10 protein-coding genes are annotated in these 9062 nt (G+C 73.8%); 3 read left to right on the forward strand and 7 right to left on the reverse strand.

Features of this window, described 5'->3' with window-relative positions:
- Positions 1-29: 29 nt before the first annotated feature.
- On the reverse strand, positions 30-806 hold the full coding sequence (locus ACW0Q9_RS12225) for a lysophospholipid acyltransferase family protein (protein WP_456180671.1): 777 nt from the start codon (positions 804-806) through the stop codon (positions 30-32).
- Between the two features lie 176 nt (positions 807-982).
- Here ACW0Q9_RS12225 and ACW0Q9_RS12230 point away from each other — a divergent pair, with 176 nt between their 5' ends.
- Positions 983-2398, forward strand: coding sequence for a cytochrome ubiquinol oxidase subunit I (locus ACW0Q9_RS12230; RefSeq protein ID WP_456180673.1), 1416 nt, complete (start codon positions 983-985; stop codon positions 2396-2398).
- Between the two features lie 15 nt (positions 2399-2413).
- Positions 2414-3412: a cytochrome d ubiquinol oxidase subunit II gene (gene cydB, locus ACW0Q9_RS12235; protein ID WP_456180675.1), complete on the forward strand. Its 999-nt coding sequence runs from the start codon at positions 2414-2416 to the stop codon at positions 3410-3412.
- 81 nt (positions 3413-3493) lie between these two features.
- Here the strand turns inward: cydB and ACW0Q9_RS12240 are convergent, their stop codons facing one another.
- The 4 genes from ACW0Q9_RS12240 to ACW0Q9_RS12255 all read right to left on the reverse strand — a co-directional run bounded on the left by ACW0Q9_RS12240 (position 3494) and on the right by ACW0Q9_RS12255 (position 7110).
- On the reverse strand, positions 3494-4369 hold the full coding sequence (locus ACW0Q9_RS12240) for a hypothetical protein (RefSeq protein WP_456180677.1): 876 nt from the start codon (positions 4367-4369) through the stop codon (positions 3494-3496).
- 68 nt (positions 4370-4437) lie between these two features.
- A complete protein-coding gene (locus ACW0Q9_RS12245) occupies positions 4438-5328 on the reverse strand; it encodes a GNAT family N-acetyltransferase (protein WP_456180679.1) in 891 nt (296 codons plus the stop codon).
- A 191-nt stretch (positions 5329-5519) separates the two neighbouring features.
- Positions 5520-6200: a hypothetical protein gene (locus tag ACW0Q9_RS12250; RefSeq protein WP_456180681.1), complete on the reverse strand. Its 681-nt coding sequence runs from the start codon at positions 6198-6200 to the stop codon at positions 5520-5522.
- A gap of 67 nt (positions 6201-6267) precedes the next feature.
- Positions 6268-7110, reverse strand: a complete 843-nt coding sequence (locus ACW0Q9_RS12255; RefSeq protein WP_456180683.1) for a patatin-like phospholipase family protein — start codon at positions 7108-7110, stop codon at positions 6268-6270.
- Positions 7111-7188: 78 nt separating this feature from the next.
- Between ACW0Q9_RS12255 and ACW0Q9_RS12260 the strand changes: the two genes are divergently transcribed.
- Positions 7189-7917, forward strand: a complete 729-nt coding sequence (locus ACW0Q9_RS12260) for an SDR family oxidoreductase (RefSeq protein ID WP_456180685.1) — start codon at positions 7189-7191, stop codon at positions 7915-7917.
- Between the two features lie 48 nt (positions 7918-7965).
- On the opposite strand, the gene ACW0Q9_RS12265 is transcribed toward ACW0Q9_RS12260, so the two are convergent.
- Together ACW0Q9_RS12265 and ACW0Q9_RS12270 are read right to left on the reverse strand one after the other, a co-directional pair.
- A complete protein-coding gene (locus ACW0Q9_RS12265) occupies positions 7966-8091 on the reverse strand; it encodes an MFS transporter small subunit (protein ID WP_456180687.1) in 126 nt (41 codons plus the stop codon).
- The coding region (locus ACW0Q9_RS12270; RefSeq protein ID WP_456180689.1) for an MFS transporter at positions 8088-9062 on the reverse strand (975 nt) is incomplete at its 5' end. The genes ACW0Q9_RS12270 and ACW0Q9_RS12265, both read right to left, overlap by 4 nt.

Below are 9062 nucleotides of genomic sequence, written 5' to 3' on the forward strand. Positions count from 1 at the left end.
GACCCGGTCCGGGCGGCGCGGGATGCGGGTCACCCGGCCAACCGGCGGCGGTGCGCCCGGCTGGTGTCGACCGGGCGACCCGGGTCGACGTGGCGGGGCCGGTCCGGCTCGTCGGGGCGCAGCGGCGCCAGGTCGTCGGTGATCGCGTCGATGATCCGGTCGGTGGCCCGCCGGGCGACGCCGGGGGTTCCGGGGTGCAGGTCACGCAGCAGAACCGGGGCGCCGAAGTGCACCCGGATGACCGGCCGGCGCCACACCGCGCGGGCCAGGCCGCGCACCATGCCCTTGGGCGCCCGGTAGGGCAGCACCTCGTGGGAGCCCCACTGGGCGACCGGGACCACCGGGGCGCCGGCGGCGAAGGCGAGCCGGGCCGCGCCGGTCTTGCCCCGCTCGGGCCACATGCCCGGGTCCAGGCCGATGCGCCCCTCCGGGTAGACCAGCACCACCGAGCCGCGGGACACCGCGCCGGCGGCGATCTCCAGGGAGTGGTGCACGCGGCTGGTGCCGCGGTCGACGCGGATGTGCCCGGCCCGGCGCATCAGCGACCCGATCACCGGGGCGCGGAACAGCCCGCCGGTGGCCATGATCCGCGGGTGGACGCCGCGGACCTGGCAGGCCGCGGTGAGCACCACGGGGTCGAAGGGGCTGATGTGGTTGGCGGCCAGGACCAGCGGCCCGTGGCGCCACTCGTCCGGCACGTCGCCGCTGACCTCGAGCCGGCCGACCAGGCCGACGAGGCCGCGGGCGGCCAGTTGCGCGGCGCGCCAGAGCAGGGGCGCCCGCCAGTGGGTGATCGGGGTGTCCATCAGTGCTGGATGGTCGCACGCGCCGGGGTGAGCCGGAGACCCGATCCCCGGCCGGCCGGAGAGGTGATCAGGGTCATTGGTCCCGGGCCGGTTCGGGCCCTGCGGCCCTGCCCATTCTTCTACGACGCCGAGTAGTATTTACTACGTCTCGTAGTATGCACAGCTGGGGGTTTCAGGTGGACGCGTTGGACGTCGCCCGCTGGCAGTTCGGTGTCACCACCGTCTACCACTTTCTCTTCGTGCCCTTGACCATCGGCCTGTCCGTGCTGGTGGCCATCCTCCAGACGATGTGGCACCGCACCGGCAAGGAGCGGTACCTCAAGCTCACCAAGTTCTACGGCAAGCTCTTCCTCATCAACTTCGCGATGGGGGTGGTCACCGGCATCGTCCAGGAGTTCCAGTTCGGCATGAACTGGAGCGACTACTCGCGCTTCGTCGGCGACATCTTCGGCGCCCCGCTCGCGATCGAGGCGTTGGTGGCGTTCTTCCTGGAGTCCACCTTCATCGGCCTGTGGATCTTCGGCTGGGACCGGCTGCCCAAGCGGCTGCACCTGGCCGCCATCTGGGTCGCGGCGATCGGCACCAACCTGTCCGCGTACTTCATCCTCGCCGCGAACTCGTTCATGCAGAACCCGGTCGGCTACCGGATCAACCCGGAGACCGGGCGCGCCGAACTGACCGACTTCGTCGCCGTGCTCACCAACAAGGTCGCCCTCATCACCTTCCCGCACACCCTGGCCGGCGCGTTCCTGGTCGCCGGGTCGCTCATCGTGGCCGTGGGGCTGTGGCACGTCATCCGCAACCGGGACAGCGCCGACACCGACGCCTACCGGTTCGCCACGAAGTTCGGCTCCTGGGTGGTGCTGGTCGCCGCGGCGCTGGTGCTGTTCACCGGCGACATCCAGGGCAAGATCATGACCCAGGTCCAGCCGATGAAGATGGCCGCCGCCGAGGGCCTCTACACCACCGAGAGCCCCGCCTCGTTCTCCGTGCTCACCGTCGGCAGCCTCGACGGCAGCCGCGAGATCTTCGCCCTCAAGATCCCGTACCTGCTGTCCTACCTCGGCACCGGCGACCCGAACGGCACCGTGCACGGCATCAACGACCTCCAGGCCCAGTACGCCGCCCAGTACGGCGCCGGCAGCTACACCCCGATCATCCCGGTCACCTACTGGAGCTTCCGGTTCATGATCGCCCTCGGCCTGGCCGCCGCCGCGATCGCCCTGATCGTCCTCTGGACCCAGCGCAAGGGCCGCACCCCGTCGAGCCGCTGGCTGCTGCGCGCCGGGCTGGTCATGCCGGTGCTGCCGCTGCTGGCCAACTCCTTCGGCTGGATCTTCACCGAGATGGGCCGCCAGCCGTGGATCGTCTTCGGCGAGATGCTCACCCGCGACGGCGTGTCCCGCAGCGTCTCGCTGACCGAGGTGCTCACCTCGTTCACCGCCTTCACCCTCATCTACGCCACCCTCGCGGTGATCGAGTTCAAGCTGCTGGTCCGCTACGCCCGCGCCGGCGTACCCGACGTCACCCCGCAGCCCGCCGCGGACGACGACACCGACGACGCCGAGCGCCCGCTGGCGTTCGCCTACTGACCCCCGGAGCCCACCGTGGAACTGACGACCGTCTGGTTTCTCCTCGTCGCCGTGCTCTTCACCGGCTACTTCATCCTCGAAGGCTTCGACTTCGGCGTGGGCATGCTGCTGCCCGTGCTCGGCCGCGACGACCGGGAACGCCGCGTCCTGATCAACACCATCGGCCCGGTCTGGGACGGCAACGAGGTCTGGCTGATCACCGCCGGCGGCGCCATGTTCGCCGCCTTTCCCGAGTGGTACGCCACCCTCTTCTCCGGCTTCTACCTGCCGCTGCTGCTGATCCTGCTCGCGCTGATCGCCCGTGGGGTGGCCTTCGAGTACCGGCACAAGCGCCCCGAAGCGTCCTGGAAGCGCCGCTGGGACCAGGCCATCTTCGTCGGCTCGCTGCTGCCGGCGATCCTGTGGGGCGTCGCCTTCGCCAACATCCTCCGCGGTGTGCCGCTGACCGCCGACCACGAGTACGCCGGCGGCCTGCTCGACCTGCTCAACCCGTACGCCCTGCTCGGCGGGGTGACCACCCTGGGCCTGTTCCTCACCCACGGCGCGGTGTTCATCGCCCTGAAGACCACCGGCGACATCCGGGAGCGGTCCGCCGCGCTGGCCGTGAAGGTCGGCGCCGGCACCGCCGTCGTGGCGGTGGCCTTCCTGGCCTGGACGCTGACCATCCGCTCCAGCGCGGCCGCCGTCGTGCTCGCCGTCGGCGCGGCCCTCGCCCTGCTCGCCGGTCTCGCCGCCGCCCGGGTACGCCGGGAGGGCTGGGCGTTCACCGGCACCGCAGTGGCCATCGCCCTGGCCGTGGCCACCCTGTTCGCCGCGCTGTTCCCGAACGTGCTGCCGTCCACCCTGGACGCCGCCGGCACGCTGACCGCGAGCAACGCCGCCTCCACCCCCTACACCCTGAAGATCATGACCTGGGTGGCCGTGGTGTTCACCCCGATCGTGCTGCTCTACCAGGGTTGGACCTACTGGGTGTTCCGCCGGCGCATCGGGGTACAGAACATCCCGCAACACTGACGAGCCTGCGGGCGCGGGTGGCGCGGGGCCGGTGCGAGGGGGTCGCACCGGCCCCGCGGGGCGTTCCAGGGGAGGGGACCGTCAGTCCGTCGCCCGGGCGTCCGCCCACACGCGGCCGGAGTTCCATGGATGCTCCGGGCCTAGAGGGCCGTCGGGCGCCCGGGGTTGCCGGCCCCGGGCCACGTCGTACTCCGCCCGCAGCCGTTGCGCCTGCCGTGCCAGTTCGGCCACGTCCACCTCCGGCCGGTACAGCGACGCCCACAGCTCCTCGTCCAGCCGGATCGCCGCCGCCTCCCAGGGCGCCTCCGGCTCGTCGGGCTCGTCACCGTCCTCGACCGTCGCCTGCCGGTACGTCGCCTCCGCCCGGGCCCGCCTCGCCAGGATGTCCGTGACCGACGCGAACGGGTTCTGCTCCAGCGGCACCGCCCACGGGCGGGTCCGGCCGATCCGCGCCACCCCCAGCGCCTTCACCAGTGCGAACAGCAGGTCGTCCGCGGCGACCGGATGCTCGTGCCCCAGCACCGCGCGCAGCCGTGCCGCGTCCGCCCGAAGCCCGGCCGCCGTCGACCACGCCACCAGTTCGGCGACCACCTCCTCAGCGGTTCGTCCGACCGGTTCCGGCATCCCACGCAGCTGGTGCCGGTACACCCCGCACGGCCCGTCGGTGTCCCACAGGTGGGTCAGCGATCCCACCTGGTCCGGCGTCGCCGTCGCCATCACCGCGCAGTCGCCGTCGCTGACGTAGGCGGCGAAGACAGGCCGCCCCGTCGAGGTCGCGAGCGTCCCGGCCGGGGCGAGCAGGTCCGGCGGGTCGTTCCATCCGCTGGTCTCCAGCATCTGCCAGCCGTCGCCCAACTCCCGCAGCCACCGGTGCTGGTATCCGAACCCGCCGATGCCGTCCTGGTCGACCAGCAGGCCGTCCGGCCGCGCCACCACCACCGTGCCCCAGTAACCCACCGGGGCAGCCTAGGGCTGCGCTCCCGGTGGCCGACCCGCCGCAGGCGGCGGGCCGACCACGGGGACGTTCAGACCAGGTCGACGCGTTCCCACTCGACCGGGTAGCCGGCCCGGGCGAAGGTCGCCGCCATCGGCGCGTTGCCCTGGTCGGTGGCGGCCACGATGGCCTCGGCGCCCGCCTCGACCAGCAGGTGGGTGGCCTCGACGAGCAGGTCGTAGGCGTAGCCGTGGCCGCGCTGCCCGGGCAGCACGCCGACGAACCCCACCACGTGGTCGGTCGGGTTGCGGGCCGGCACGACCAGCCCGGCCGGCTCGCCGCCGGGGGTGAACGCCATCCGCCACCAGTCCCGCGGGCTGGGCATCCAGTGCAGCAGGTCCAGGTCCTCCCGCGCCGCCGCGAGCGGGCCGTGCGCGGCGGCCGCGGCCCGGAAGTGGGCGTCCAGGCTGCCCTCGCCGATGCGGCACAGCGCGTCCAGGATCACCGCGTCGTCCGGCTCGGGCCGGAACTCCAGCCGCCCCGGCCGGGCCGGCAGGCCGCACCCGGGCGTCCACCGGTAGCGGTACCGCTCGACCAGCACCCGCATGCCGGCCGCCGTCGCGGCGTCGATGCGGGCCTGCGCCTGGGCGCGGACCACGGGATCGTCCCGCCAGCCGTGGGGGAGCAGGATCGAGTACTCGGCGCGCAGCGGCGCCGTGCGCAGCAGCTCGACCGCCGCCCGCGCGTCGGTGAAGTCGAACCAGTCCAGCGCCAGCGGCGCCGGGTCGTCCGGCCCGGCCCACCAGGCCGCCCGGGCGACCACCACCCCGTCGCGCAGGGCCACCCAGGTCCACTCCGGGCGGAAGCCGCCGCCGGCGTACGTCTCGCCGAGCAGTGCCCGCCCGACCAGCCCCGGGTCGGGAAGGGAATCGAAGAGCTGTTCCTCGCCCGCGACGAGCGGGCGGATGACCAGATCGGTCATGAGGGTCCTTCCAGGAAGCGGTGCGCTCCCCGGTTCAGGAACCCGGCGTCCTCGTGGCCGGGTGGGAGCGCAGGACAGCCGTGCGTGCCATGGCGCTCACCTCCCTCCGGTCCCGTCGAGGACGCGGCGGAACGCTAGCAGACCGCGGCGCCCCGGCCGAGCCGTTTTCCGGCCGGGGCGCGCGCCGGGGCTCAGCGGGCCTCGCGCAGCTCCGCCAGCCGGGCCTCGATCTCGGCCAGCTCCGCGCGCAGCTTCTCCGCCTGCTGCTCCGCCTCGGCCCGCTCGGCGGCCAGGATCTGCTCCACCGCCTCCTGCACCCCGGGCACGTCCACCAGCGCGACCATCCGCAGCGCCTCCGCCGGCTTCACCACGTACGGCTTGGCGAGGGCCTTCGCACCCTGCTGCGCCGCGACCGTCCACTCGCCCTCGGCGTAGGCCAGCGTCACCGTCAACCCGGCCGGGCTCTTCGGCTTGACCGCCTTCACGGCCCGCCGCGCCGGCTTCGGCTCCGCCTGCTGCTCCACCCTCGGCTCCTCCCGCCGCGGCGCCGGCACCGGCGGCGCGTCCAACACGAACTCCGGCGCCGGCGGCGCCGCCTCGACCGGCGGTTCCGGCTTCGGCTCCGCCGGCCGCCGCCCGGCCCCCTTCGGCGCGATGGCCACGTCACCGGGGGAGAACGGCAGCTCGTCGCGGCCGAACCGCACCACCACGAACTCCTCGGACACCTCGGGGTCGGTCAGCTCGACCACCTGCCCGAGCTGGCCCGCCATCTGCCCGGCCGCCGCCGTGAACACCACCTTGGGCTTGCGGCCGGCCGCCAGCGCCTCCCGGATGCCCTGTACCTCGTCAGTGGACAAACCCTGGCCCGCCATCACAGCCCTCTTCCGTACACGTGTCTGATGCCTGCCTTGATACCAGCCCACACCGACACCCGGAAGATCAACCCCCGGCCAGCCAGACGGCCGCCACCTCCTCGGCCACCGCGGCCGCCTGCGCGAACCCGGCCCGCGCCGACGCCGCCCGCCGCGCCGGATCCAGCACGTTGCGCCCGATCGCCGCCCGCGCCGCCCGGTCCGGCGACACCACCGCCACCCGCGCGCCCGCCGACTCCAGCCCCGCCACCGGCGCCGACAGCCGCGGCATCGCCCCGAACCGGGCGCGCGTCGGCGCCGGCACCCCCCCCCGCTGCGCGCCCGCCGCGAGGTCCGCGTTCACCGCCGAGCGCACCCCACCGTCGACGAACCGCCGGCCGCCGATGGTCACCGGCGGCCACACCCCCGGCACCGCGCAACTGGCCCCCACCGCGTCCACCAGCGCCACCTGCGAGCCGGCGTCGAAGACCACGAACTCGCCGGAGGCCGCGTCCACCGCGGTCACCAGCAGCCGCCGCGCCGGCCACTGCGCCACCGGCAACCGCGCCGCGATGACCGCCCGCCGCGACTCCTCCGTCGGGGTACGCGCCGCCAGGGCCATCGCACCGACCCGGGCCCGCGCCCGCACCTCGTCCCGACCGCGGGCGCCCGCCCACGCCCAGCGGGCCAGCACACCCACGCCCAGCCGGGCCGCGACCTCGTGCCGAGCCGGGCGCAACTGCGCCGCGTACAGCTCCTCGACCGGCGTGCCCGCGCACACCTGCGCGCCCACCACCGAACCCGCCGAGGTGCCCACCACCAGCTCCGCGCCGGTCAGGTCCACCCCCCGCGCCGCCAGCCCGGCCAGCAGCCCCAACTCCCAGGCCACCCCGGTCACCCCACCGCCACCCAGCACCAACGCCCGCGTCATGTGTGACCGTCCTCTCCATCCGGGTCCCGCGACGATCACGGTAACGTCGGCGCCACCACCAGGGCAGGGGAGAGGACATTGACCTCCGTCACCATCATCACCGGCGGGGGGCGCGGCATCGGCGCCGCCACCGCCCGCCGCCTCGCCGCCGCCGGCCACGACGTCGTCATCGGCTACCGCAGCGACCACGCCGCCGCCGACGCCGTCCTCGCCGACGTGCAGGCCGCCGGCCGCCGCGGCGTCGCCGTCGCCGCCGACACCACCGATCCCGGCCAGGTGCGGCGCCTCTTCGACGCCGCCGCCGACCTGGGCCCGCTCACCGGCCTGGTCAACAACGCCGGCATCACCAGCCCGATCGGGCCCTTCGCCGACCTGCGCGTCGACGACCTGCGCCAGGTCGTCGACGTCAACCTCGTCGGCTACGTCCTCTGCGCCCAGCAGGCCGCCCGCCGGATGACCCGCGGCGGCGCCATCGTCAACGTCTCCTCGGCCGCCGCCACCCTCGGCAGCCCCGGCGAATACATCCACTACGCCGCGGTCAAGGCCGCCACCGACACCCTCACCGTCGGCCTCGCCAAGGAACTCGCCCCCCAGGGCATCCGGGTCAACGCCGTGGCCCCCGGCATCATCCGCACCGACATCCACGCCCTGTCCGGCGCACCGGACCGCCCCGACACCGCGGCCGGCCGCATCCCCCTGGGCCGCGCCGGTGAACCCGACGAGGTCGCCGGCGCCATCGCCTTCCTCCTCGGCCCCGACGCCACCTACACCACCGGCGCCGTCCTGCGCATCGCCGGCGGCCTCTGACCCGGCGGCGGCCCGGGGGTGCGATCGTGCCCCCCGGGCCGCCGCCCGCTAGTGGGTGAACAACTTCGCCGCCGTGATCACCGTCTGCACCACCCCGTAACCCAGCAGCGCCGACACCACCACCCACGACACCACCAGACGGACCCGCTGCCCGCCACCGACCCGCTCGTTCACGACCCGCTCCTCTCCGCCGCCACCGGCTGCGCACCCTCGACACCGTCCCGACCCGACGCCGGCTCGTGGAACCGCTCCGGCACCGGCCGGATCAACAGGTTCGCCACGAAACCGACCGCCAGCACGCCGACCATCGTGAACAACGCCGGCCGGTACGCCGCCGCCGTCAACGTGCCCGGCTTGCCCTGCGCGTCCAAAAACGCGTTCACGATCAGCGGGCCGGCCACCCCGGCCGCCGACCACGCCGTCAGCAACCGGCCGTGGATCGCGCCCACCTCGAACGTGCCGAACAGGTCCCGCAGGTACGCCGGCACGGTGGCGAACCCGCCGCCGTAGAACGACAGGATCACGCACGCCAGCAGCACGAACAGCGCCGTCGCCGTCTGCCCGAACAGGGCCAGCAGCACGTACAGCGCCATGCCCACACCCAGGTACAGCAGGTAGATCGGCTTGCGGCCGATCACGTCCGACGTCGACGACCACACGAACCGGCCGGCCATGTTGAACAGCGACAACAGGCCCACGAACCCGCCGGCCGCCGCCACCGACACCGCCGAGGTGCCGTTGTCCCGGAAGAAGTCCTGGATCATCGGGCTCGCCTGCTCCAGGATCCCGATGCCCGCCGTCACGTTGCAGAACAGCACCACCCACAGCAGCCAGAACGACCGGGTCTTCACCGCGTTCGCCGCCGACACGTTCGCCGTGGTCACCAGCGGCTTCGCCGCCACCCGCGCCGGGTCGAACCCCGCCGGCCGCCAGTCCGCCGCCGGCACCCGCACGTTGAACACCCCGAACATCATGATCACGAAGTAGCCGACGCCCAACGTCAGGAACAGCCACACCAGCGCGCTGCCCGACGCCGTCGAGCCCGCGTTCGCCGGGTCGTACCCCGGGTCGTAGAACGACAGCAACTGGCGGGACAGGGGAGAGGCCACCATCGCCCCACCACCGAACCCCATGATCGCCAACCC

Source organism: Micromonospora sp. I033 (genome assembly GCF_053890995.1).

Bases quoted from the DNA above. Each gene is read 5' to 3' on its own strand.
- ACW0Q9_RS12225 (WP_456180671.1), bottom strand. From the start codon at position 806: ATGGACACCCCGATCACCCACTGGCGGGCGCCCCTGCTCTGGCGCGCC.
- ACW0Q9_RS12245 (WP_456180679.1), bottom strand. From the start codon at position 5,328: ATGACCGATCTGGTCATCCGCCCGCTCGTCGCGGGCGAGGAACAGCTC.
- ACW0Q9_RS12250 (WP_456180681.1), bottom strand. From the start codon at position 6,200: ATGGCGGGCCAGGGTTTGTCCACTGACGAGGTACAGGGCATCCGGGAG.
- ACW0Q9_RS12255 (WP_456180683.1), bottom strand. From the start codon at position 7,110: ATGACGCGGGCGTTGGTGCTGGGTGGCGGTGGGGTGACCGGGGTGGCC.